This is a genomic window from Streptomyces sp. NPDC037421 (genome assembly GCF_055602105.1).
This window is the reverse complement of the sequence record NZ_JBVJWV010000010.1, coordinates 2,437-24,689: the sequence shown is the minus strand read 5'-3', so window position 1 is coordinate 24,689 and position 22,253 is coordinate 2,437. Positions and strand designations below refer to the sequence as shown.

At 71.0% G+C, this 22,253-nt stretch carries 21 protein-coding genes; 10 read left to right on the top strand and 11 right to left on the bottom strand.

What is annotated here, in order from left to right; translation table 11 throughout:
• Window positions 1–59: 59 nt before the first annotated feature.
• The 3 genes from ACZ7IF_RS16810 to ACZ7IF_RS16800 all read right to left on the bottom strand — a co-directional run bounded on the left by ACZ7IF_RS16810 (window position 60) and on the right by ACZ7IF_RS16800 (window position 2,906).
• Window positions 60–593 (bottom strand): CbrC family protein, encoded by a 534-nt coding sequence (locus ACZ7IF_RS16810; RefSeq protein WP_470971620.1) that lies wholly within the window; start codon window positions 591–593, stop codon window positions 60–62.
• A gap of 123 nt (window positions 594–716) precedes the next feature.
• Window positions 717–1,247 carry a DUF3995 domain-containing protein gene (locus ACZ7IF_RS16805; RefSeq protein WP_470971615.1) on the bottom strand — a complete coding sequence of 177 codons (531 nt, stop codon included), beginning with the start codon at window positions 1,245–1,247 and terminating at the stop codon, window positions 717–719.
• A 141-nt stretch (window positions 1,248–1,388) separates the two neighbouring features.
• Window positions 1,389–2,906 carry a PE-PGRS family protein gene (locus ACZ7IF_RS16800; protein WP_470971610.1) on the bottom strand — a complete coding sequence of 506 codons (1,518 nt, stop codon included), beginning with the start codon at window positions 2,904–2,906 and terminating at the stop codon, window positions 1,389–1,391.
• Between the two features lie 252 nt (window positions 2,907–3,158).
• On the opposite strand from ACZ7IF_RS16800, the gene ACZ7IF_RS16795 reads away from it, so the two are divergent.
• The 3 genes from ACZ7IF_RS16795 to ACZ7IF_RS16785 all read left to right on the top strand — a co-directional run bounded on the left by ACZ7IF_RS16795 (window position 3,159) and on the right by ACZ7IF_RS16785 (window position 4,968).
• A complete protein-coding gene (locus tag ACZ7IF_RS16795; protein ID WP_470971605.1) occupies window positions 3,159–3,527 on the top strand; it encodes a hypothetical protein in 369 nt (122 codons plus the stop codon).
• A complete protein-coding gene (locus ACZ7IF_RS16790) occupies window positions 3,524–4,183 on the top strand; it encodes a nucleotidyl transferase AbiEii/AbiGii toxin family protein (protein WP_470971598.1) in 660 nt (219 codons plus the stop codon). The genes ACZ7IF_RS16795 and ACZ7IF_RS16790 overlap by 4 nt, the downstream gene beginning before the upstream one ends.
• A 206-nt stretch (window positions 4,184–4,389) precedes the next feature.
• Window positions 4,390–4,968, top strand: coding sequence for a class I SAM-dependent methyltransferase (locus ACZ7IF_RS16785; protein ID WP_470971594.1), 579 nt, complete (start codon window positions 4,390–4,392; stop codon window positions 4,966–4,968).
• Between the two features lie 148 nt (window positions 4,969–5,116).
• Here the strand turns inward: ACZ7IF_RS16785 and ACZ7IF_RS16780 are convergent, their stop codons facing one another.
• The 3 genes from ACZ7IF_RS16780 to ACZ7IF_RS16770 all read right to left on the bottom strand — a co-directional run bounded on the left by ACZ7IF_RS16780 (window position 5,117) and on the right by ACZ7IF_RS16770 (window position 8,356).
• Window positions 5,117–5,503: a DUF6009 family protein gene (locus tag ACZ7IF_RS16780; RefSeq protein WP_042804613.1), complete on the bottom strand. Its 387-nt coding sequence runs from the start codon at window positions 5,501–5,503 to the stop codon at window positions 5,117–5,119.
• Between the two features lie 226 nt (window positions 5,504–5,729).
• On the bottom strand, window positions 5,730–7,322 hold the full coding sequence (locus ACZ7IF_RS16775; protein ID WP_470971586.1) for a DNA primase family protein: 1,593 nt from the start codon (window positions 7,320–7,322) through the stop codon (window positions 5,730–5,732).
• On the bottom strand, window positions 7,319–8,356 hold the full coding sequence (locus ACZ7IF_RS16770) for a bifunctional DNA primase/polymerase (protein WP_470972139.1): 1,038 nt from the start codon (window positions 8,354–8,356) through the stop codon (window positions 7,319–7,321). Before ACZ7IF_RS16770 ends, ACZ7IF_RS16775 begins: the two co-directional genes overlap by 4 nt.
• 862 nt (window positions 8,357–9,218) lie before the next feature.
• Between ACZ7IF_RS16770 and ACZ7IF_RS16765 the strand changes: the two genes are divergently transcribed.
• Window positions 9,219–10,445, top strand: coding sequence for a hypothetical protein (locus ACZ7IF_RS16765; protein WP_470971582.1), 1,227 nt, complete (start codon window positions 9,219–9,221; stop codon window positions 10,443–10,445).
• A gap of 161 nt (window positions 10,446–10,606) precedes the next feature.
• Here ACZ7IF_RS16765 and ACZ7IF_RS16760 read toward each other — a convergent pair whose 3' ends face one another.
• On the bottom strand, window positions 10,607–11,026 hold the full coding sequence (locus ACZ7IF_RS16760) for a hypothetical protein (protein ID WP_470971578.1): 420 nt from the start codon (window positions 11,024–11,026) through the stop codon (window positions 10,607–10,609).
• A gap of 63 nt (window positions 11,027–11,089) precedes the next feature.
• A complete protein-coding gene (locus tag ACZ7IF_RS16755; RefSeq protein ID WP_470971573.1) occupies window positions 11,090–11,800 on the bottom strand; it encodes a hypothetical protein in 711 nt (236 codons plus the stop codon).
• 1,051 nt (window positions 11,801–12,851) lie between these two features.
• On the opposite strand from ACZ7IF_RS16755, the gene ACZ7IF_RS16750 reads away from it, so the two are divergent.
• From ACZ7IF_RS16750 to ACZ7IF_RS16735, 4 genes are all read left to right on the top strand, one after another.
• Complete coding sequence (locus tag ACZ7IF_RS16750) at window positions 12,852–13,082, top strand: hypothetical protein (RefSeq protein ID WP_470971570.1); 231 nt, start codon at window positions 12,852–12,854, stop codon at window positions 13,080–13,082.
• A 376-nt stretch (window positions 13,083–13,458) separates the two neighbouring features.
• A complete protein-coding gene (locus tag ACZ7IF_RS16745; protein WP_470971566.1) occupies window positions 13,459–14,325 on the top strand; it encodes an AraC family transcriptional regulator in 867 nt (288 codons plus the stop codon).
• A 331-nt stretch (window positions 14,326–14,656) separates the two neighbouring features.
• Window positions 14,657–15,817 carry a ParA family protein gene (locus ACZ7IF_RS16740; protein ID WP_470971563.1) on the top strand — a complete coding sequence of 387 codons (1,161 nt, stop codon included), beginning with the start codon at window positions 14,657–14,659 and terminating at the stop codon, window positions 15,815–15,817.
• Complete coding sequence (locus tag ACZ7IF_RS16735; protein ID WP_470971557.1) at window positions 15,814–17,082, top strand: ParB/RepB/Spo0J family partition protein; 1,269 nt, start codon at window positions 15,814–15,816, stop codon at window positions 17,080–17,082. Before ACZ7IF_RS16740 ends, ACZ7IF_RS16735 begins: the two co-directional genes overlap by 4 nt.
• 69 nt (window positions 17,083–17,151) lie before the next feature.
• On the opposite strand, the gene ACZ7IF_RS16730 is transcribed toward ACZ7IF_RS16735, so the two are convergent.
• Both ACZ7IF_RS16730 and ACZ7IF_RS16725 read right to left on the bottom strand, forming a co-directional pair.
• On the bottom strand, window positions 17,152–18,504 hold the full coding sequence (locus tag ACZ7IF_RS16730) for a tetratricopeptide repeat protein (RefSeq protein WP_470971552.1): 1,353 nt from the start codon (window positions 18,502–18,504) through the stop codon (window positions 17,152–17,154).
• 207 nt (window positions 18,505–18,711) lie between these two features.
• Window positions 18,712–19,197 (bottom strand): hypothetical protein, encoded by a 486-nt coding sequence (locus tag ACZ7IF_RS16725; protein WP_470971547.1) that lies wholly within the window; start codon window positions 19,195–19,197, stop codon window positions 18,712–18,714.
• Window positions 19,198–19,695: 498 nt separating this feature from the next.
• Between ACZ7IF_RS16725 and ACZ7IF_RS16720 the strand changes: the two genes are divergently transcribed.
• Window positions 19,696–20,124, top strand: a complete 429-nt coding sequence (locus tag ACZ7IF_RS16720) for an ankyrin repeat domain-containing protein (protein WP_470971542.1) — start codon at window positions 19,696–19,698, stop codon at window positions 20,122–20,124.
• 48 nt (window positions 20,125–20,172) lie between these two features.
• Window positions 20,173–20,760 (top strand): S1 RNA-binding domain-containing protein, encoded by a 588-nt coding sequence (locus ACZ7IF_RS16715; RefSeq protein WP_470971537.1) that lies wholly within the window; start codon window positions 20,173–20,175, stop codon window positions 20,758–20,760.
• Between the two features lie 151 nt (window positions 20,761–20,911).
• Here the strand turns inward: ACZ7IF_RS16715 and ACZ7IF_RS16710 are convergent, their stop codons facing one another.
• Complete coding sequence (locus ACZ7IF_RS16710) at window positions 20,912–21,664, bottom strand: hypothetical protein (protein WP_470971532.1); 753 nt, start codon at window positions 21,662–21,664, stop codon at window positions 20,912–20,914.
• Window positions 21,665–22,253 lie beyond the last annotated feature (589 nt).

Genomic DNA, 22,253 nt, shown 5'->3' with positions numbered 1-22,253 from the left:
CGTAGGCTCCGGTCGTACGGATCCCTTGCAGCGGAGGGACGTGCCGAGCTGTGCCGTGGCTATGAACCGTCGGCGTAGGCGAGATGGGTACCGCAGACCGTACAGCGGAAGAGCATGGCGCTCGCCCCCTGCCCGAGACGGGTCAGGAAACCCTCGAGCTGGGCCGCGTCGTGCCAGCCGCCCATCCGGAGGTCGAACCGGAGCTGGTCGAGTGCCTCGGGGTGGTCCGCCAGTTCGGCGTAGCCGACCTCGCCGATGAAGGCGGCTGCGTCCTTGCAGTGGACGAGCCAGCGCGGATCCTGCCAGGCGTGGAAACCGGGGGTACGGTGGGTGACCTGCGCCAGGGTCTCCATACTGACGCCGTCGAGCCCGTACGAGTCGGTGAATTGACCTTCGAACCGCTCAGCGGCACTGCCGTCGGCGATGCACCAGGGGCAGAAGCTCCCGCTGACGTCCTGTGCCGTGTAGAAGGTCGCGGTGTAGATCCACCCCGTGGTGCGGTTGCAGCATGCGCAGGTCTCGGTGCTCTCGCGGACGGAGCCGCTGGTGACCGGGTCGGGGTGATAGCGGAACTCGGGCAGGTCGGGGCTCACGGGTGGGCCTGCCGTTGTACGGAAGAGTCGGCATCGACTCCGGTGCCCTGAGTGTCGGCCGGTATGTCTGTGGACCTCATGGGTCGCAGTCTGGCCCATGAGGCATGGTTGCCGCGAGCGAGATCACCCGGACACGACGTCCTGGTCCTCGCCCCCGCGCAGTCTCTTCCGGGCGGCCAGGCCGAGCATCAGCCCCCACAGGACGAACAACCCGTACCAGAAGAGGCCCCAGGCGGCCTGGGGGTGGGCGTCCTTGGCGGCGAAGGCGGGGGCGGAGACGACCCTGCCCGCGGCGAGCAGGCCCTGCATGGCGAAGTAGGTGAAGCCCCACAGGGTCATGCCGACCGAGGCGGTCAGGGACAGGGCGCAGAGCGTACGGCGCGGGAGCCGGCGTCCCCAGGGGCGGACCAGGGCGAGCGCGACGACGGCGCCTGCCACCGCCACGGCGCCCATCACCCAGTACCCGATGGCGGCCTCCCAGGTGCCGTGCGGCGCGGAGGCGAAGTCCCCGGGGAACGTCGCGCCGATTCCGGCACCCCACCAGAAGTGCGGAGCCGCGTAGGCGACCGCCGCCCCCGCCGCCGCGTAGCCCGCCCAGGCGTGCCGCCAACCGCGCCCCACCGCCGTCGCAGCCGTTGCCGTTGCCGTCGTCATGTCTTCCCCCGAGGTCTGGTGCTCGTCCGGCACGCCCACCGCGTCCCGCCTGGGAAAACTCTGCCCGCACCGTCCTCGGGGCACGTCGGCCGCCGGGACCGGCCTGTCTCCCCCGCACGGGGGAGATTCCCCTGGTCCCGGTCATTCCGTGTGGCAGGCCAGGTCGATCAGCCGGCCCATGACCGTCGCCGGGAGCGCCGGGTTGCCGGCCGCGGCCTCGGCGGTGTCCGCGTCGCGGAGCAGGCGGACGAGGGCGGGGATGGGGAGTCGCGGGTTCCTGATGGCTGCTTGGCGGGTCCGGGGGGTGGAGTCGAGCAGTCGTAGGACGGTGGCGGGCGAGAGCCGGGGGTCGGCTGCGGCGCGTTCCCTCACCGGCTCGTGCGGGTCGTCGGCGAAACGCTCGGCGAGGCCGCTGCTGGAGTCCGGGGCGTCGAGGGCCAGCCGGCGCCGCATGGGGTCGGGATCGTCGGCGAAGCGCAGGAGGGTGTGGCGGGGGAAGTTCGGATGGCTGAGCGCGAGAAAGGGCTGCGGCCGCCGCAGCGCGAGCTCCAGCAGCAGCTCGGCGGGGGCGTCCTCGCAGAAGCCGGCGAGGTTGGACCGCACCTGGCGGTCGCCGTCGTGGGCGAGGCGCTCCAGGACGTCGGCGGGCAGGTGACGGGCGCGCGCGACGGTGCGCCGGATGCCCACGCTCGCGGAGGAAGCCAGGCGGCGCATCGCCCCGGGGTCGTCGTGGAGCTCCTCGACCCAGTCCACGCGCCAGTGGGCGGCGTAGGCGGGCAGTCCGGCGCCGATCGCGGCGCGCAGCTCTTCGGTGGTGTCGGGTCGGACGGCCACGGCCACGCGCACCTGGGGGTCGTCGTCCTGGGCCAGCACGGTGATCAGGTCCGCGTCCAGGCGCTCGTTCCCGACCAGCGTGCCGCGCAGTCCGCGGTCCGGGTGGCGGACCAGGTGTTCGGCGAGGTCCCGATCGAGCAGCTGGGAACCTGCCACGCGCCACTGGTCCGTCGTGGTCAGGGCGTCGAAGTCCGTCCGCGACATCGGCCGGTCGGAGTCGGCCCGCCGACGGGCGACGTCCCGGACCTGTGGCGAGGGGTCGTCGACCAGTTCGGACCGGCGGCCCGCGTCCAGATGCCGCCAGGCGTATCCGCAGGCCTCCGCGCGCACCTCCGGATCGGGGTCGGCGGCCAGGGCTGCGGCGAGCTGCTCCGGAAGCCCCCGGAACCACAGGCACTGGAGGCGGATCCGCGGATCCGGGTCGCGGGCCCAGCGTTGGAACTCGGCCCCGGTCACCTTCGGGGCGTGCCAGACGGCCAGGGCTTGGAAGCGGCGGCGGATGGCGCCACCGGGCTCGCCGGCGATCAGGCGCACCCACTGGTCAATGCTCATGCCCCTCTGGAACTCCGCGAGTTGCAAGCGGACCCTTCGATCGGGGTGTGCGATGGCGGCGTCGACGACCTCGGCCGGCAACTCCCGGGTCGCTGCCAGGCCGTTCACCACGCCCAACAGCCGGACCAGCATGTCCGCCGGCGCGATGTGGCTGAGCCCGTGCAGCCACGCCCGCCGCATCGACGGCAGGGCGGCCAGGGCCTCGATCCCCACGAAGAGCTCTGCCCAGTCGTCCTCGGCGTACCCTGCATCCCCGGCACCTCGCATCGGCATTCGAACACGGTAGTGGCAAGCAGGTCCGTGACAATCGCTTCAGCGCAGGGACTCCTCGAACCGGTCAGAGGCCAGACGCTCGCGGTAGGGGCCCGTCCGGATTGACCGGGCCGTACGCCGGTGGTCATCGTGATCATCTCGCCGTAGTGGAAGTCGGCGGCACCCGGTTCCCGCTTGTCGCCGAGCCCACCAGTGAGCGGTATGACGCGTCTGCGGTACCGGGGGCGGGCGGGACGCGGGATAATCAGGGGCATGGTCACGCCGTACTCCCCCACCCCCGGCCCGTCGGCGGCCGAGGTGCTGCGCGCCCGGTACGCGGGCAGGCTGCCCGCCGCCCTCGATGAGCTCGCGGGGCCCGAGCACGGCGTGGTCGAGCTGCCACTGCACGTCGCCTGGTCCGGGCTGCGCTCCTACGACCTGGACCGGCCGCGCCTGCGGATGGGCCTGTACCGCACGGTCCTGGCCGAGGGACAGCACGAGGACCTGGTCAAGCTCCTCAACCGCGACCTGCTCGCCGCCCAGTGGCCGGTCCTGCGCACGCTGGTCAGCCGGCACGTCCGGCAGGTCTGGGAGGAATCCTTCCCCGAGCTGGCACCGGCGTCCGGGTCCGCGGCGGCGTGAAGCTCAGCGGTCTGCACCGCCGGCTCCTGAACGCCGTGATCGACATCGGCTCCCCGTACCCCCTCGTCCTCGCCGGCGGGTACGCCGTCCAGGCCCACGGCCTGGTCGAACGCGTCAGCCAGGACCTCGACGTCGCCACCGAGAACCCCGCCCCCATGGCCGACATCGCCGCCGGCCTGGAGCGCGGGCTGGCCGCACGCGGCTGGCGTGTGGAGATCATCGGGGTGGACCCGCTCTCCGCCCGCCTCGTGGTCACCGATCCCGCCACCGGCGAGCGCTGCGAGGTCGACGTCCTCAAGGAGCACTTCTGGACCCCGCCGGCCCGGACCGAGTACGGGCCGGTCCTCGCCCTCGACTCCGTCATCGGCACCAAGGTCCGGGCCCTGGCCGACCGCGGCACGGCGCGCGATCTCATCGACGTCCACGCGGCCTCCCGGCACCGCACCCGCAGCGAACTCGAACGGCTCGGCGAACGCCACGGCCGCGACGAGTTCCGCCTCACCGACCTCCGCGACCGCCTCGCCGGCGCGGAATGGACCGACGACGACGAGTTCACCGCCTACGGCCTCACCGCCCCCGAAACGGCCGTCCTCCGCGCCTGGGCGCTGGACTGGGCCACCGACCTCGACCGACGCCTCTACAGCGACGACGCCTGAAGGAAGACCCGTGGTGGCGGGCTCGTCCGGAAGGCCCGTGTCCCATCCAAGGAGTACGCCCGCACCCGGAGTCCGTTCGCAGGGCCCGCACGCGAGCCGGGCGCGTGGGTTCGGCCGGCTGCTCCCGCAGTTGCGCGCGGCAGGCGGAGGACGAAACGATCGGCGTGGAGTTCGCGCAGCCCGACCCGTCTCTGCCGAGGAGCCCGGTGACCACCACCGCATCCGCCGCCTACTGGGAACCCTTGTGGGCCGATGGCCGCCGCTACAGGCCGTTGGAGGGGCCGGAGGCCGACTTCCTGACGGAATGCCTCGGCTCCGGTCGGGGGCGGCCCGCTCTCGACATCGGGTGCGGGGACGGTGGGCTCGCCCGCCACCTTCACCACCGGCTCGGCTACCGCGTCACCGGCATCGACTGCGCCCCCAGTGCCCTCGCCGCAGCCCAGGGCTCCGAACCGGGCCCGGGGGCGGGGCCGGCGTGGCGGCTGATGGACTTCGGCGCCGACGACCTCGGGGGGCTGCCGGAGCCCGCGTACTCGGCCGTGACCTGCCGTCTGGTCTACCGGTGGGTGGACGACAAGCGCGCCTTCCTCGACCGCGTACGCCGCGTCCTGGCGCCCGGCGGTGTCTTCTGGGTCGTCACCGAAGTCGCCGGCCGCCGTGAGGAGGGGGACCCGCTCAAGGGCCTCGCGATCACCGTCGCCGAGGCGGAGGCGCTCACTGCGGGGTGGTCCTCCGTACGGGTCGCCGACGTCGACGTGCTCCGCTGCTACGCCCTGCGGCCCTGACCGCCGTCCCAGCGTCGGGACCCTGTCGCTCACCCTCCAGTCCCTGGCGGTCCTTGCAGGTCAGAGCTCCGGCAGGGGCCGCCCAGGGACCGAAGGGACCGAGTTTTCGAAATCCGTACGTACGGTCGGACGACTGGGCGGGCCCGCGTCAGGCGACGGTGCGCGTGGCGGCGCCCGCGGCTCCGCGCTGGGAGCGCTCCGTCTTCATGCCGACGTGCCGCGGCTCGACCGTGCGGGGGTCCACCGCCTCGCCGGGGGCGCCGGCCCGGTACAGGCCGTCCGGTTCCGCGTCGCGGTCGTGCGGCAGCAGGTAGAACACCCGGCGCTTCTGGAGCCCGCTGTCGGGGTCGGCTTCCGCGCTGTCGCAGAGCTCGGCGAAGCCGACCATGCGGCCGTCGCGGTAGTAGCGGGGCTTGCCGCGCCGGCGCGGGGTCTTGTCGAGGGCCTGGCGTACGTAGTCGAGCTGTGCGGGGTCTTCCAGCCACACCACCTTGTCCTCGTGGGTGAGATCGCTTGCTTGAAGTAGCGAGCTCATGGCCTTGGTCCCTTCTCGGTCTGACGTACCTGCTGCGCGGTCCGGACTGACCACGCTACCGGGCGCCGGGCACGGGCTATGGCGGTGTGCGGGGCGGCGTCCTGTCGGTGGCTCATTCGTTGCGTGTCCATGGTAGGTGGCCGGATGCGGTGGCGGACAGTAGGCCCGGGCGGTTCACCCCCGGGCTGCCCCGTTCGCCGGGCGCTCACGTACGCCGCGTACCGGCTCATCCTGCCTCGTCGGCGAGCAGGGCGAGGCCGGGATAGAACTTCTGGCCGTTGGAACGGAGCATCTCGCCGGGCGAGGAGATGCCGACCTCGGCGCGGATGCGCGTGGCGAAGGCGCGGGTGGTGGCGGGGCGCAGGCCTTCGCCCTCCTGGCACCAGTTGCTGTACGCGCGGTACAGGGCGCCCTGCTCCACCTTGAAGTCGCGCGGCTCGTCGGCGCCGTCCCCGGTGGTGCAGCATTCGGCGAGGAAGCGGCCGATGTGGTCCTCGGTGGTGGCGTAGGCCTGGGTGGCGGTGCGCACGACGGTGGGGCCGGTCAGGGACGGCTTGGTCCGGAGGTAGGACATCGCGCCCTGGATCATCCAGTGGAGGATGCCGGGACCCTCGTGGTTGACGAGTTCCTCCGCGAGGTTGTCGATCTTGCGGTGGTCGGGGACGACCTTGTCGAACGGGATGAGGCGGATGCGGCGCCAGAAGGCGTGGCCGCCGGTGCCGACCTCGGGACGGTGGTTGCCGAGCAGCCAGAGCTTGTGGGTGGGCTCGAAGCTGAAGTAGTCCTGGCGCATGCGGCGGGCCTTGAGGCGGTCGCCGCCGGTGAGGAGTTTGACGCGGGCCTCGTCGAACTTGTCGTGGGGCTTGAGCTCGCTGCACACGAACAGGCGACGGCCGTGGAGTTCGGTGAGCTCGGTGGAGTGCTCGTTGAACTTGCCGCGTTCCATCAGGAAGCCGGGCGGCGCGACGTCCGCGTAATCGCCGAGGATCTTGATGACGATGTCCATGAGGGCGGACTTGCCGTTGGCGCCGATGCCGTAGAGGAACGGCAGGACCTGGCCGCCGACGTCGCCGGTGATGGAGTAGCCCAGCAGGAGATGGACGAAGGTGATCATCTCCTTGCCCTTGTCGTCGTCGCCGAAGGTCTCCGTCAGGAAGCGCGCGAAGCGGGGGGTGGGGCTGGCCTCGGGCGCGAGGTAGGTCGCGCGTGAGTGCAGGTCCCTGAGCGGGTCGGGCTTGCGGAGCTCGCCGGTGCGCAGGTCGACGACGCCGGCGGGGGTGCACAGGGCGTACTTGTCGCCGTCGAGGGTGTCGGGGTCCAGGGCCAGTTCCGGGGAGGCCTTGGCCTGGGACAGCATGGCCTTGACCCCGGAGGTGGACATGGCGCGCTTGCGGTGCTGGGCCAGCTCGCGGTCGGTGAAGTGGCCGCGCGGGTCGTGCAGCGGCATCTCCTCGGCCATGTCACCGGCGGCCCAGATCGCCGCCTTCTCGCCGCCGGTGCGCTTCCACCGGTACTCGTCCCACACGTACCAGCCGAGGCCCTCGACGTGGCGGAAGCGGTGGTTGTGGAGGTGGGCGAAGAGCTTGGCGTTGCCGCGGTCGGTGAGGTTGACGAGCAGGCCGGACTGTACGAAGTCATCGGGGCGGTGCGGCGTGGTCGCGGGCGTGGAGACCTGCTGGGCGGGCAGCTGGGCGGTCTCGGCAGCCCCGGTCCCGGTCCCGGCCGTGGCCCCGGCCGTCCCGGCCGTCTCGGCCGCGAAGACCGCGAGCTGCTCCGCGGCGGCGTGCGCGTCGAAGCCGGTGCTTCCTGCGCTGCTCATGAACGTCCCTTGGGGTGGATAGGGCGGTGGCTGCCGGCGCGGAGCCCGGAGTCGATGACGAGTTGGTTGCGGCGCGGCTGGCCCGGGCGGGCCGCGTCCGCGGCTTCGGTGAGGAGGCCGGCGCATTCGGGCAGCGTGATGTGGCCCGCGGCCGCGAGGCCGCCGGCGGTGAAGGCCGCCCGGTTGAGCTTCTCGCTGAACGCGGTGCCCGAGGGCGCGTGGGCGCAGTCCCGGACTTCGGCGAGGAGGGGGCCGAGGATGCGGTGGGCGTCGTCCTCCCCGGGCGTGGGCCGCGTACTCCCGGGCTTGGCACGCCGCTTCGTCTTCGCCTCCGCCTCCGGCTTCGGGAGGGCGGGGTGGTGGCCGGTGCGGGCGAGTTCGGCGCCCAGCCACAGCGGCAGGGGCGCGGGGGTGCGGGAGCCGGGAAGGGCTTCGTAGGTGCCGTGGGCCGTACGCGTACCGGGCGCGACGATGTAGCCGCCGGTGGCCCGGACGTCGACCTGCCAGGCGAGGGCCGTACGGGTGCTGGTGCCGGTGGAGGAGCGGACGGCCGGGCTTCCCAGCGGGGCGCGGTACCAGATGTGCAGGCCGCCGCTGGGGGTGCGTACGCGCAGCGTGCCGCTGTCCTGGGCGGGATCGGGCCGACGGCGGATGGCGGCCAGGAGGGCGAGGGTGTCGTAGCCGGAGCTCAGCCCGGTCAGGTCGACCCGGTCGTCGATGGGGATGCCGGGGAGCAGGCGCGTGCGGTCCGGCAGCTCGGCCGGGTGGGTGTCGACGTCGATGACGACGAGGCCTGCCGGGCCGCAGGAGACGGCGACGCCGAACCGCGGCTCCTGGCGCCACCAGTCCCTGATGACGGCTGCGTCCGTGGTGGCGGCGTGGAAGCCGTGGCACCACCGTCCTTCGGCCGTGCAGGGGCAGGCGGAGGGGGCGTGGTGCTGCTCCCGGCAGCCGGCGCAGTTCCCGGCCGGTGTTTTGGTCCCTGGGGCGAGGGGGTGGACGGGCATGCCCTTGGCCGCCAGCCACAGCGCCACTTCAAGGCCGTGCCCCGTGCCGACGGCTGCCGCTGGTGACGGCGTTGCGCTGTGGGCTGGCACGTGTGTCTTCCTTGGCGGTGCGGCATGGCTTGGTTCGACTGTGTGGGCTGGTCCGGGCGTTGACCCCTGTCCCGGCAGGGACTGAAGGGACCAAACTTTCACAATGCCGGAGCCTAGCGCAGCGACACGCCGAAGCAGCGCAGGCTGCTGCGACTGTTTTGATTTTTCAGTCCCTTGAGTCCCTCCGGACGGGTGTGGCGGCCGCGGGGTCGGCCGGAGGCCCGCGCGGCGGATTGCTCCGGATTGCCGGTTATCACCGACTCTGGACCCAGGGACTGAAGCCCTAGGGGCGTCCGGAGGCCCCCTCCCCCCTCATCCCCAGCTCCCCGGGAACAGGGGCGGAACGGCCTTCGGTCCCTGTTCGGTCCCTGTCGCTTCGGTCACTGACAAACCTGCAGGTCAACCGGTTCGCCTCCCAAGCGGCAGGGACTGAACAGGGACCGAAGGGACTCAATTTTCTAGTTATGACGTGAATATGGAACCAGTACTGCTTACGCCCGCGCATACACACACGCACGTAAAGGCTGGAAGAGTGGATTCTGAGTCCCTTCAGTCCCTGTCCTTGCAAGTGGATAGGCTCTGACCTGCGGAAATGCCCAGGGACTGAGGGACCGAGGGACTCAGGGACTGAACCGTGGCGACCTGCCCGGGTCCAACTGGCCTTCTCCCGGAGTCTGCTCGGCAGCTCCGGTACTTCAGTCCCTGGCAGCCGAGCGCGTTCAACGGCTCCGGAAACGTTTGTCAGACCCATCCCCTACCGTCGGGAGTACGACAGATCACCGGGGAGGGGAGCAGGAGGATGAACACCGTACGGGCCAGGGTCTGGCGGTTCGGTCTGCGGAATCGAGGGACCCGCGTCGGTGTGAGGCCCGTGGACCAGGGACGGCTGCCCGTGAGCCTGGCCCGGATCCTGCACATCAACGCGCTGGCCTGTGACCTGCGCAAGGTCCTCGACTACCGGACCAAACAGCTCGAAGTCCGCCTCCTGACCAGCTACCTCAGCACGGCCGGCGGCCAAGGGCCCCTGACCCTGGACAATCAGGCCTTCACAGCGAGCTCCCGCCACATACGAGGGTTCGTCAGCGAGTGCTCCGGCCTGGGGATGCTGACCGCGGCGAGCGAGGCGCTCTACGGATGGCAGCAAGGAGCGAATCCGCTGCACAGCTTCGACGCCCTTCCCAAGGAACTCCACGGCCACTACAACGCGGGCGGCGTACGCCCGGACCTGCTCTTCCACCTGCCCAGTGGTCCAGTGGCCGGGGAGGCGAGGGGCAGGCACCGCAGTGCACTCACCCTCTTTCCCCGGACGGCACTCGCCGGCCAGAAGGACCGGTTGCGCGAGCTCGCCGTCTGGGCACAGTCGCACGGTGGTCACGCATGTTTCATGACCTGGGCCCACATCGGCCGTGCGGGGGTGGGCATCGACGTGTTCCTGCCCGAGGACGACCGTCTGGACGTGGACTTCAGCGACGTATGGGTGGAGGAGGGCGAGGCGACGTCATCAGAGGAGACGGCGCCCGGGGAGCTGCCCGAGGAATGGAGCTTCCCGCTTCCCAAGTCCCCGCCGGTGTTCCCCCAGCCAGAGCACGACATCCTGGAACCGGGTCAGGATCCGCACGGGGCAGAGGATGCCGAGGATGCTGTCGACCTCCTCGGCATGCAGCGCCTGCCGCAACAGCAGGCCATCGCCGAGGCCGGGGCCACCCCGGACTCGCGGGCCGGGGAACTCGCCCGGAGGCTGTACGAGTCCGCCCCGGAGAACGGCCCCGGAGCGACCCTCGCAGATGTTCCCGTACGGGGCAGCTGGGTGCTGGCCGACCAGCTCGGGCCGGCCACCCATGAGGTCCTGCTCGGTGTGCTCCCGGAGCATGCCCTGAGACCCGTGGGCTTCAGGAACCACCGGGTCCGGGCGGAGGGGCGCTTCGACGCCTGCCTCGACGGACGGCTGCTCACGGTCGTACGCCCCATGACCGAGCCCCGGCCGACGTGGCGACAACTGGAGCGGACCCTGCTGGAGCCCGCATAGCCCCGTAGGCGTGGACACCGCACCGATGCGGTTTCCGTTCGGCTGTCCCAAGCAGGGGCCTGGCGGATATAGTGGGGGCACAAGTTACTCAGGCGCGAGGGGCCCTCCATCATGTGGAGGGCCCCTCGTCTTGTCCCGGCGACGGCCGAGGTGGTGGCGGCTCAGGCCACTTGGAGCTTCGGGCGGCCCGTCGTAGGGGTGGGCGGCGCCTGGTGGTACGTCGGCAGCTTCAGGTTGGGCAGGTCCCCCGACTGGATGCGCACGAGGGCGGCGCGGAACGCCGCCTCCATGCTTTCGGGGCTCTCGTACTTCGCCGCCAGCGGGTGGAGCCGGTAGGAGTTGCCGTTGCGCTCCTCGCTGCGCGGCCTGAGCACGATGTTCAGCTCGCACAGCGGAGCCATGAGCCCGCTGACGGCCTGCGGCGTGACCCCGTACTCGGCCGCCATGTCCTTCTGCCGGACCGCCAGTGCTCCCCCGAAGTCGCTGCGGGAGACCAGGTACTGCAGGAACTTGACGGCGGACCCTGACAACGGCAGGGCCCAGATGCGCTCCGAGACGATCGGAGACATGACGTTAGCCATGGGAGAGCCTTCCTCGTGAGCGGTGGCGGTGGTCCCTGGTGGAGGACGGGCCTGGCAGCACTATCACCCCGTACGTTTCCTTCCGCGGTAGTCGGCTGCTGCCCCGAAGTCGAGGTCGAGTTCCTCCTGATGGGCACCTTGCGGGCCCACAGCGTAGGGGAACGCCTCGACGTCGTGCTCGTGCCGGTCGGCGATCTCGGCGAGTACGACGTGCTGGGCGGTGCTGTTGCCGTGGAACCACAGGCGCACGTTGAGCTGGATCCGCCCCCGGCCCGCCTTCTCCACCCAGTTGTAGCCGCACAGTGCCTGCACGGCGCGGTTGACCGTGGAACGCGTGATCATCTTGCCGCCCTTCTGAGCGGCGATCCTGTTCAGCCCGTCGGTGATCTCCTGCTGGGTGTACGGGGTGACGCCGGTCCCCGGCACCTGCCCGCCGGCCACGAAGAGGAAGACGCAGAGCTGGGACTTGGTGATGCTGTTCGCGACGGCCAGCTGTGCGAGCAGCTGGGTGAACCAGTTGCTGGCCAGGCTGTATCCGGAGCCTCCGGCCATGTCGTGGACGGCCTTCGGGTCGGCCGCGTACTCGAAGTGCACACCCTTGAGCCGGCGGCGGCCTCCGGGGTCGGCCGTCGCGGCGACCTCGGCGACCTTCTCCCCGAGCTGCTGGCCCAGGACCGCCAGGATGTCTCCGTACTCGGCTTCGTTCCCCGCTGAGGTGGGTGCGGGTACTGCCCGGGGCCCGCGCCGACGACGGGCGGGCGGATCAGATGTCACAGGACCTCCTCGTTACTCAGGCGGTCCGAGAGTATCCAGAAAATCAACGTGTGCTTGTCTTTTGACGCGGCGACGCGCCGGAGGGGACCTGCGGGCCCGGCCCTGTTCGAACGCGGCGCCAAAAGTACACGGAGGCTGAAGTTTCCGAGCCCGCGAGCGCCGGAAGTACACGCCTGCTTGATTTGGGTTGTCGCGATGGCGGCACGTACGTGCAGACGCCACGAATGCCGGCAGGCGGTCCGGGCTCCTCGACTCGGCGCGCTGACCTGCGGTTCCGTCAGGGCGGTGAGCGCCCGTCAAAAATCAACCGGTGCTTGAGTTTTCCGCTGAATGTGCTCGCCAGGTACACACTCGGCGACCCCGAACGTGTCCTGGGGGACACATAGCCTCGGACAAAATCCCAGGTCAGAGCCACGCAAACGCCGCCGCCTCTTACTAAAGAGCAACCTGCCGGATGACCTGGCCACACCGACGTCTGTGGCCATGACCCGGCCCCGTACCTCATCCACCTCATGCACCTCATCCGGGGTCCGCCTCGACTGCGCATCGCTCCCCGCTCCCCCTGATGCCTCAGCCGACACACCCTCAGCACCTGGTACCCGCAGTCGGCATACCGGCCCGGGCCTCCCCCGCCCCGGCCACGTCCGGCACCGGCCCCGGTTCGCCCGGCCCTCGTGCCCAGTGAGGGCGCCCAGCGCCCGAGGGGTGCACCGGCGACCGTCAGGGAGCCGGGGCAGGGCGCGAGGGGGAGCGGGTCCAGGGCGCCGGAGCGCCTGGCGAGGGGGTCTGGGGGGCGAGGAGCCCCCCATGCTGCGGCCGGTCCAGCGCGGCCAGGCGCTGGCGGGGTCCAGGGGCTGGCCCCTGGGATCGACGGCCCGCAGCCGACGGCCGACCAGACCGCAGAGACCGCGTAGGCGGAGGACCGCGGCTGGGGTGTCCGGCGGATCCTGGTCGGACCGCAAAAGACTGCATCGGACTGCATCCTTCGGCCTACTGCGTTTTCGAACCTGCGGAGGACGATCCCGCGGCATCGCCGCGAGAGGGTTGATCCGTGCGAACAACCATCGGATACACCCTCGAAAGCATCGGCTACGTCGTAGGAGCCCAGGGGCTCGTCAGCTTTGCTTCACAGACCTTCTTCGGCACGGAGTGGGGCTGGATGCACAAGGTCGTCGACCTTCCGTCCACCGCGTACCTCGGCGTCGTCGCCCTGGGCCTGGCGCTCATCGTCGGCGGGGTGAAGACGCGGAAGGCGGCCGAGCGGCAGGAGGTCGTCGTCTGACCGGTGGACGCCTCGATCGGATGAGCACGGACACCAATGCCGCGACACGCCTCGTTTTCCGGCGCAACGGACAAAAATCGACCGACAGAACGACCCCTCTGAGGGCCGATCCCGACTTCCCCGGTGTCCTGCGACCTTCCCGGAGGTCATGGGCCGCCAGCGGGGCGTACAGGGCTTTTTGGTGGACGGCGGTGTCCGCGCGGGGCCTTGAGCGTCACCTCGACGGAGCAGTGTGACCGCCCTTCAGCCGGTCTCCAAGCGCTTGGGCGGGCCTGCCCACCGACGGGCGTACCCGACTTGATCGGGCACAGGATGTCGGGTCCGGCATGGCAGGTGCTGCCTAGCGTGGTGGTCGTCAAGAGGAAGGACACCGGGAATGCTGGAGCGGCTGAACCAGGCCATGGAGCACATCGAGCGCCGTCTCGACCAGGACGTCGAGGTGGAAGAGCTGGCACGCATCGCGGCCACCTCGGAGTACCACCTGCGCCGGATGTTCTCCGCGCTCGCGGGCATACCGCTGTCGGAGTACATCCGGCGCCGTCGGCTCACTCTCGCGGGCGCCGAAGTAGTCGCGGGGCGTGACACTCTGCTGGAGATCGCGGTGCGCTACGGCTACAGCTCCGGCGAGGCGTTCGCGCGGGCGTTCCGTGCCATGCACGGCATCGGACCGGGCGAAGCCCGGCGTACCGGTGCCGAGCTCAGCTCCCAGTCCCGGATGGCCTTCCGCCTCATCGTTGAAGGGAGCAGCAGCATGCGATACCGCGTTGTGGACAAGGCGGACTTCACCGTCGTAGGGCTCAAGACCCGGGTGCCACTGGTGCATGCGGGACCGAACCAGGCGATCATGGACTTCGTCCGCGGGATCGACCCGGAGGCGCTGGAGCGCCTGGAGAGGCTGTCGGACCAGGAGCCGCACGGCATCGTCGCGGTCTGCGACGGCCTGGACCCCAGCCGTGCCGAGGGCACCGAACTCGACTACCACTACGGCGTGATCACCTCCGTGGCCGCTCCCGAGGGCACGACCACGTTGGCCGTCCCGGCCGGCGCTTGGGCGGTCTTCACCACCTCCGGGCCGGCGCCGCAGGCGATCCAGGAGCTGTGGCGGGACGTCTTCACCGAGTGGTTCCCGTCGAACCCGTACCGCAGCCGCACCGGTCCTGAGATCCTGCGCACCCGCCTGTCGCCGGACAAGAGCGAGGCCGATGCCGAGCTGTGGCTCCCGGTGGAGCCCGAGCACGGCTGAACAAGACGGCGAGCCCGCCGGGCCGGGCGTGTGTAGGTGCTTCGGTTGGCCTTCCGGGCCAACCGAAGCGCTCTCCCCGCCCGACTTCGAGGAGCGCACACGACGCTCACCGTCCGACCGGGAACCACGGTCGTGTTCACCGGTGATCCGATCACCGACTCCGGCACCCGGACCGCCCCTTCCCCGGCCACCGGTGGTGCCGGGCGGCCACGGGCAACGGGCTCCCGGGCCAAGGTAACCGGTGATCTTTACAGCAATCCGCCCCATACCAGGGCAACATATTTCGGTGTGCCTCTTCGCCTTCCCGCCAGAAGGTTAGTAAGGTACCCGCATGACCGCCCCATACGATCCGGAAGTCAGGGAAAAGGTAGTTGCCAAGCTGCCGGCGTCCCTGAGGCAGGAACTCAAGGTCCGCGCAGCCCAGTTGGGCGTGGACATCCAGGACGCCGTCACCGAGGGCATCCACGCCTGGCGCGCCGACGCTTCGGCCGCCAGCCCCGTGGACACCTCCGGCTCCTCCTCCTTCTCCACCTACCTCCCCACCGGCCTGTACGGGGAGTTCAAGGACGACTGCCGCACGCGGGAGATCCCGTACAACCAGGGCGTGGCCCAGTCGATCCGCCTCTGGCTCGACACCCACCCCTCCCCCATGGGCCGCCGCCGGCCGGCCAACGAGGGCGCCCGCCGGATCGTGGTCTGCAACCAGAAGGGCGGCGTCGGCAAGAGCGCCATCAGCAACGGCCTCTCCCAGGCCCTCGCCGAGACGGGCGCGCGGGTCTGCGTCATCGACTTCGACCCCCAGGGACACCTCACCCGCCACCTCGGTGCCGAGATGCTCGGCATCAAGGAGCCCAGCCTCGCCAAGCACATGCTGGGGGAGATCGAGGGCCGCGTCCGCGACCTCCTCGTGCCCATCGAGCACGGCGTCTTCGCCGGCCGCCTCTTCCTCCTGCCGTCCTGCAAGGACGCCTTCCTCCTGGACGCCCGGCTGGCCACCACCCGCCACGTGCGCACCAAGGAGACGGCGCTGGAGAAGGCGCTGGAGGAGCTGGAGAAGGAGTTCGACTACATCGTCGTCGACTGCCCGCCCAGCCTCGGCTACACCATGGACACCGCCCTCTACTACTCCCGCACCCGCGAGGGCGAGGTGCCGAAGACCTCCGGCATCGTCGTTCCCGTCCAGGCCGAGGACACCTCCGCCGACGCGTACGACATGCTCAGCGAGCAGCTCGAAGACCTCATCGACGACCTCGACATCGACATCGCGCAGCTCGGTTTCGTCGTCAACCTCTACGACAGCCGCAAGGGCTACGTCGTCACCTCCTCCCTCAACAGCTGGAAGGAGTTCGGGGACCCGCCGGTCATCACCGTCATCTCCGACCTGAAGGAGCAGCGCGAGGCCGTACGCGTCAAGCTGCCCCTGCTGCACTACGCACCCGACTGCGAGCAGTCCGAGGCCATGCGTGAGATCGCCCGGAGGATCGCGGTATGAGCAAGAGCGACCTCCTCGGCACCGGCGCGGCCTTCAGCAATGCCCGCCGCGCCGGTGGCCGGAGCGAGCGCGGGCGGGCCAAGGCCATCGCGCAGGGCGACGTACCGGCGTACGAGCTGATCCGCGTCCCCCTCGACCAGGTCTCCCCCACCCCCCTCAACCCGCGCCGCAACTTCGGTACGGACGAGGAGAAGACCCGCTTCGGCGAGGAGCTGCGGCAGGCGCAGCTCTCGGCCTGTGTCGTCGTCGGACGCGAGGCCTACCTCGGCCTGTGGCCGGACCACGCGTCCCGGATCGGGGCGGCCGCGTACGTCCTCATCAACGGCGAGCGCCGTTTCCGCAGTGCCGTGCACGTGGGGCTGGAGTCGCTGGACTTCGTCGTACGCGACGACCTGGCGGCCTCCCGTACCGACTTCATCGACCACCTCCTCGCGGAGAACCTCGAACGCGAGGACTTCGACGTCATCGAGCGCGCCCGCGGTGTGCAGCAGCTCGTCGACACCTGCGCGGAGCAGGGCCGGGAGCACGGGGCGAAGTCGCGTGCGGCGGAGCGGCTGGGGAAGTCGCCGTCGTGGATCACCAACCAGCTGGTCCTCCTGGAACTCCCGGAGGAGATCCAGACCATGCTGAGCTCCGGTGACATGCCCGAGCGGGACGGACGTCTCCTTGCGCGCGCGGCGAAGGACCGGCCGGGCGTGGACGCGGCTTCCCTGCTGGACCTGCTCCAGGAGAACAAGGCGCAGGAGGCCCAGGCCAAGGCGGTCCAGCGGGAGATTCTGCGCGAGGCCCGTGAGTCCGCCCCGGTACCGGTACCCGTACCGTCGCCCGTCCCGGCGGTGCCCGTCGAGCCGAGCCCCGCGCTCGTCTCCGCCCCGGAGCACACCGACCCGCAGCCCCGACTTTTGTCCGCGGACAAAAGTCGGGCCCCGGAGCCGGCCCCGGAATCGGCCTCTGAGCCGATGTCGGCAGCCGTGGTGGAAGCCGCTGCTCCGCTCGCGGTGAGCCCCACTCCCCCGCCGCTGGAGGCGCACGGCACGCCGGAGCCCGTCATCGCCGAGACCGAACCGGAGCCCGAGCCCGAGCCCGAGCCCGAACCGGAGATGGCGATCCCGGTCCAGGCGAAGAGCACGGAGACGGTCCCGGTCGCGTGGGGCGACCCCCAGGCGGTCTTCGAGGCGATCCGCCAGAACATGCCACCGAGGCAGCGCGCGGAGCTGACCATGCTCCTGATCGACAGCAACGGCAGGACGACCGGCAGCCGCTGACCGCCGGTCCCCCTCATGACGACGGCCCGACTTTTGTCCGCGGACAAAAGTCGGGCCGTCGTCATGAGGTCACAACGGTGGGTCGGCCACGAAGGTGCCCGACCACACCGGTACGAACGGCTCGGGCTCGCGCCGCTGGAAGAGTTCCACGGCTTCCTCGACCCGGCCGAGAACGATGAGATGGTCGGCCAGGCGGGCGCGGTGGTCGGCGCCGTGGGGTTCCAGGACCACGACGGCCTCCTCGATGCGGCCGGACTCGGCGAGCAGCTCGGAGACGGTCCAGGCTGCCGCGTACCGGCTTCCGTCCTCGGGCCGTGCACGCGCCAGCCCGATCGCTTCGTCGAGCCGGCCGCAGGCGGCCATGAGCCGCAGCCGCGGTCTGAAGAACGCCCAGTCCTCCTCCGCGTCGACACCCCGGCGTGCCGTCAGGGTGTCGAGGTGAGCCAGGCCGTCGGCGGGGCGGCCCTGGTCGACGTACAGGGTGGACAGTCTGTCGACGACCCAGTCGTCCGCACCGCCGGGGGAGTCCACGAGGGTACGCAACACCTCGATCGCCTCGTCGCCCCGGTTCTGCCGGGCCAGGAGCTCGGCCAAGTCCGGCGCCGCATGAGACCGGTGCACAGGCTGCCGGTACACGGCGATGGCGCCCTCGACGTCGCCGAGCTCCTCCAGCAGCTCGGCGAGGCGCCGTGCGGCGTGCCCGTGGGGCTCCGACCTCGCGTACGCGCGCAGTTCCTCGATCCGGTCCTGCCTCGCCAGCAGGTCGGCCAGCTGGTCCCGGTTGTTGACGGAGGTGAACTGCCGGGTGTGCAGGAGGCCGATCGCCTCGTCGACTCGGCCCTGCCGCTCACGGACCGCGGCGAGCAGGCCGATGGCCGTATCCGGATCGAGGCCCCGGCAGCACCACGGGTCGTCGCAGCGGTGCCCGACCGGAATCTGGGAGGCCAGCAGCGGGGCGATCTCCTCGTCCAGGCCCGCCCCCTCGGTGAGTTCGACGAGTGCCGCGGCGAGGCCCGGGTCCTCGATCCCGGCGGTCAGGAGCGGCACCGCTTCGTCCAGGCGCCCGTGCCGGGCGAGCAGGCGCGCGAGCAGCTCCAGCTTGTACCCCCCGCCCCTCGCGTACGGCCGGGCCCGCGCGATCGCCTCCTCCACCCGCCCCCAGTCCTCCAGCAGCCGCACCTGGGCCCGGACGGCCGGCCACCAGCCCGTGCCCACGTACGGAGCGAGCACCTCCAACGCCTCCTCCTGCCGCCCCCGGCCGCCGAGCAGCCGCGCCCACTCCAGCGCGCAGAACCACTCCGCGCGGCCCGCCTGTACTTCCACCTCCGCTTCGTAGCCGAGCTCAAGGAGCCGGGAGACCACGGGCGGAGGAATGATGCCGGAGAGGGTCCGGGCACGGTGGTCGAGATCTCTAGCGTCCATGACAGCGGACTCTAGCCACCGTTCCGGTGGCTTCTGAGAAGCGGATCACGCTCGATGTCGAACCCGCCCGCGGCTGAACGGGCGGCCTGCGGGCAGGGCGTGTCTGCGGTGGCCTTCTCGTCTCTCCGGCCGGCCCCTGCCTCTATCGCGGAGGGTGACTTTTGTCCGCGGACAAAAGTCGGGTCGGGCCGCAGTCGTCAGGCAGGGTCACTCACCGGCCGCCAGCACCTCCCGGGCCCGCAGCACGAAGGCCTCGCAGGCGTGCTCCACAGCCTCGCCCCGGGCCAGCATGTCACTCCTGTCAGAGGCGAAGAAGATCTCCCGAGTCTTCACCTGGATCTCCGCAGCCTGCTCGGCGAGCCGCTGCGCCTGCGCCCCATGGGCGACGAGGCGGAGCCGGAAGAGACTGCTGCGGACCTCAACGTAGAGCCGGTACGACTCCGCCCGCGCGGCGAGCAGCGTCTCGGAGTCGAGAGCCGCCCGCTGGCTGGTCCACCGGTCGTACTGGGCCCGCCGGTAGTCCTCGGACAGGGCGGCGAAGTCGGCGCACGCATCCAGGAGACGCTGGTGGCTCCGCTCGCGCTCGGCACGAGCCGCGGCCCGGGCCGTGCTCTTCTCCTGGTAGCGGTGCGCGATGACAGCACCGAGCAGAGTCCCGATGACGGCGATGGCGGCCGCGATGATCCCCGACACGTCACCAGCTCACCACCTGGTGGCCGGACCGAACAGAGCGCGAACCGGCCAATTCCGCTTCCAGCGGCGATCTTGCTCCGATGGCATGGAACCGACGATGCTGGGGCGATGCCGGGACAGCGGAAGAGGAAACGACAGCACCAGGAGGAGGGGGAGCGGAGCGCCGCTCGCTACGCACCCCGCGCGGGCCGATGGGACGTGCTCTTCGAGACCCAGGACGCCTCCGCGTTTCGCGCGCACATCCGTCGACTCCGAGTCTCAGACCCGGAGATCGACTGGACCGCCGTACGCATGGACACCTTCTGCGGGCGCCTGATCCACCCGACCACGTACCGGCTGAGCCAGTTCGTACCGAGCCCCCCGTCCGGTTCCGGTCAAGGCCCGACTGAGCACTGACCGCCCGACTTTTGTCCGCGGACAAAAGTCGGGGCGGAATCTGGTGCGCCGCCGGCGGCTCCGCCGCACGCCAAGCGCCGGGCAGTGGGATTGAATGACCTGATGGAGAACCTCTGGACCCCCGCTCACCAGGCCGTTGAGCTCGAAGACGTGGAGGCGCTGGCCCGGCTGCTGGACGGCGGCGCGGATCCCGACGAGTTCTTCGGGGACATGACGCTGCTGGCCCACGCCATCGATGTGGAGGGGGACAGCGCACTGCAGAGCGGACGCCCTCTGACCGTCCGGACGACCGCGGTTCTCCTGGCGTACGGAGCGGACCCACAACTCTCCGGATCCGATGGCCGGACCCCCATGGACATCGCCCTCGGCTACGACCACGACATGGCCGTGCGGTTGCTGAAGAAGCACATCGAGCGCGCGACCGGGCCGGGAGCGACGGGGCAGCCGGAAGCCGCTGTCCACCCGCAGGACGCGGGGGAGAGCAGCCCGGCGGCTCGCCGTGTACGGCTGAGACGGCTCATGCCCTGGTGAGTGCCCCGCCCGTCAAGGCTCGCAGTACGGGTCATAGGGTGGCGGGCCATGGACATCGCAGAGACACCGGGGCTCTGGGAGTTCCTCAGCTCCCTCGAACTCGGCGCACGGCTGTCAGGCAGCGTCGCCTCCATCGAATCCTTCGGTGTGTTCGTGGCCCTGGACGACGGCCCCGCCCACCCGGTCTTCCCCGGCGTCGGGTTCATCTCGTTCGCCGAGCTGGCCTGGCAACGCTTCGACGCGGCCACGGAGATCGTCCAGGTGGGGCAGCGCGTCACGTGTCAGTTCCTTCAGTTCGACACCTGGAACGGCGAAGCCCGGCTGTCCTTGCGGGCCACGCAGCCCGACCCGTTCCAGATCTTCGCCGACGACACCAGGGTCGGGCAGACGCTGTCGGGACGGGTCACCAAGCTGGTCCCCTTCGGCGCCTTCGTGGAGGTCGCCGAAGGCATCGAAGGACTCATCCACCTGCTGGAGCTCGCCTGGACACCCGCCGAGACGCCGGAGGAGATCGTCCAGGTCGGGGACGAGGTCAGGGTCGTCGTCACAGAAGTGGACCGGCAACACCGCCGGCTCGTCCTCTCCCGACGACGGGCGCTACGGCATCAGAACCAGTTCCGCCGGTCACACCCCTGATCGGGGACAGGGCGGGGGAGTCCCCGACTTTTGTCCGCGGACAAAAGTCGGAGCGGCAGCCGGGGCGTACAACCTTGGCGTCAGCCGCGACGCGCTCCGTGGGAGCGCCAACAGCCCGGCATTGCACGTCCGTTCCAAGAGAGCAGGCGCGTCAGACGGACTCCGCCCGCATGTAGGCGAAGACCCTGCCCAGCGCGTCGCCCTGATACCGGGGCGCCCCGTCGGAGAACGCAGCCCGGGCGCGGTCGAGGTCGTCGCGGCGGAAGGGGCACGGCACCTGGGGGGTCAGCCTGATGATCAGCGGAGCGACCCCCGCCTGCTCGTACGCGGCGAGCTTGTGGTGCCCGTCGAGGAGGTAGCCCACCCAGCTGTCGGCGGTGGGGAACAGCGCGACCAGCGCCGGCAGGTCGCCCCCGGCGCGGATGCGGTCCCGGTAGCCGCGCACCGCCCTGTGGTCCCGGGGCGGCCACGCGTCGGTGGTCACCAGCGCGAGGTCCTCGTCGGGGTACCAGTGCTGGACCTGGAGGGCGCGCGGGTGGATCACCCGCAGGTGGTGCGGGGCGACCTCGGCCCTCATCACGTACCGCCCGGGGGCGAGCAGCGTCAGCAGCGGCCGCAGGCACTCCGGATCCGGCGGCTCCGCCCGCCCGGTACGCGGATCGGGCACGAGGCCGGGGGCGCTGAGCCACTCGGTGAGGTACTTGACCTCGGCGAGCCCAGGACCGCCCGCGCCCGCCCGGGCCGCCAGCCAGCCCACGCTGCCGCAGCCGTCGTTGGCTTCGAGGAACACCGGGTCGCCGGCGAACAGGAGCAGGCTGCCGCCCTCGTCGCCGGTCACTTCGATGACGCCGTGCCCGTCGGGTACGTCGACGCACACGGAGGGGGAAGGAAGCCGCCTGCTCATCCGCCGATCCTACGGGCGGCCGCCCGGGCCACAGGGCGGCGGTGTGTCCGGATGCCCGGCGCCGGTCCGCTGTGGCTTGAGCGTGGGGCGGTCACGGGCAGGGACCGCAACGTCCGACCCAGTCGGCATTCCCGGTCGAGGAGTCCCGAGCGTGAGACTGACCATGCACCATGCGGTATTCCCACGACGTGGCGCCGGACAGCTTCGGCATCCGGTCCGGCGCAGCGCGCTCCTGCTCGCCACCGAGGCGCTGCCGGCGGCGTTGGTGGTGCTGCCTTTGGCCGCGCCCGCCGAGGCGGCGCCCGTGACCGTCACCTTCAACCCCGGCGCCAACAGCCCTTCAACGTGCCGTCGGGTACCACCACCCTCTACGTCAAAGTCGCCACGGGCGGAGGCAGCAGCGGAACAGTTGACGGAACCGGCGAGGGAGGCGGAGCCAGTGACGTGCGCACCTGTGACTCCACCCTCCCCAGCTGCGTCCTCACCGGCGTGACCCACGCCCGACCCCCCCCCGGCAGGGGGTGGGGGGGGGGGCAGGCGGGAGGAAGAACCACCTCTGGTAGAAAGCAGGGGGACTTTGGGAAAGTTT

Excerpts from the sequence above, each read along its gene's own strand:
- ACZ7IF_RS16805 (WP_470971615.1), bottom strand. The coding sequence starts at position 1,247 with ATGACGACGGCAACGGCAACGGCTGCGACGGCGGTGGGGCGCGGTTGG.
- ACZ7IF_RS16800 (WP_470971610.1), bottom strand. The coding sequence starts at position 2,906 with ATGCCGATGCGAGGTGCCGGGGATGCAGGGTACGCCGAGGACGACTGG.
- ACZ7IF_RS16795 (WP_470971605.1), top strand. The coding sequence starts at position 3,159 with ATGGTCACGCCGTACTCCCCCACCCCCGGCCCGTCGGCGGCCGAGGTG.
- ACZ7IF_RS16780 (WP_042804613.1), bottom strand. The coding sequence starts at position 5,503 with ATGAGCTCGCTACTTCAAGCAAGCGATCTCACCCACGAGGACAAGGTG.
- ACZ7IF_RS16775 (WP_470971586.1), bottom strand. The coding sequence starts at position 7,322 with ATGAGCAGCGCAGGAAGCACCGGCTTCGACGCGCACGCCGCCGCGGAG.
- ACZ7IF_RS16765 (WP_470971582.1), top strand. The coding sequence starts at position 9,219 with ATGAACACCGTACGGGCCAGGGTCTGGCGGTTCGGTCTGCGGAATCGA.
- ACZ7IF_RS16760 (WP_470971578.1), bottom strand. The coding sequence starts at position 11,026 with ATGGCTAACGTCATGTCTCCGATCGTCTCGGAGCGCATCTGGGCCCTG.
- ACZ7IF_RS16745 (WP_470971566.1), top strand. The coding sequence starts at position 13,459 with ATGCTGGAGCGGCTGAACCAGGCCATGGAGCACATCGAGCGCCGTCTC.
- ACZ7IF_RS16740 (WP_470971563.1), top strand. The coding sequence starts at position 14,657 with ATGACCGCCCCATACGATCCGGAAGTCAGGGAAAAGGTAGTTGCCAAG.
- ACZ7IF_RS16735 (WP_470971557.1), top strand. The coding sequence starts at position 15,814 with ATGAGCAAGAGCGACCTCCTCGGCACCGGCGCGGCCTTCAGCAATGCC.
- ACZ7IF_RS16730 (WP_470971552.1), bottom strand. The coding sequence starts at position 18,504 with ATGGACGCTAGAGATCTCGACCACCGTGCCCGGACCCTCTCCGGCATC.
- ACZ7IF_RS16720 (WP_470971542.1), top strand. The coding sequence starts at position 19,696 with ATGGAGAACCTCTGGACCCCCGCTCACCAGGCCGTTGAGCTCGAAGAC.
- ACZ7IF_RS16715 (WP_470971537.1), top strand. The coding sequence starts at position 20,173 with ATGGACATCGCAGAGACACCGGGGCTCTGGGAGTTCCTCAGCTCCCTC.
- ACZ7IF_RS16710 (WP_470971532.1), bottom strand. The coding sequence starts at position 21,664 with ATGAGCAGGCGGCTTCCTTCCCCCTCCGTGTGCGTCGACGTACCCGAC.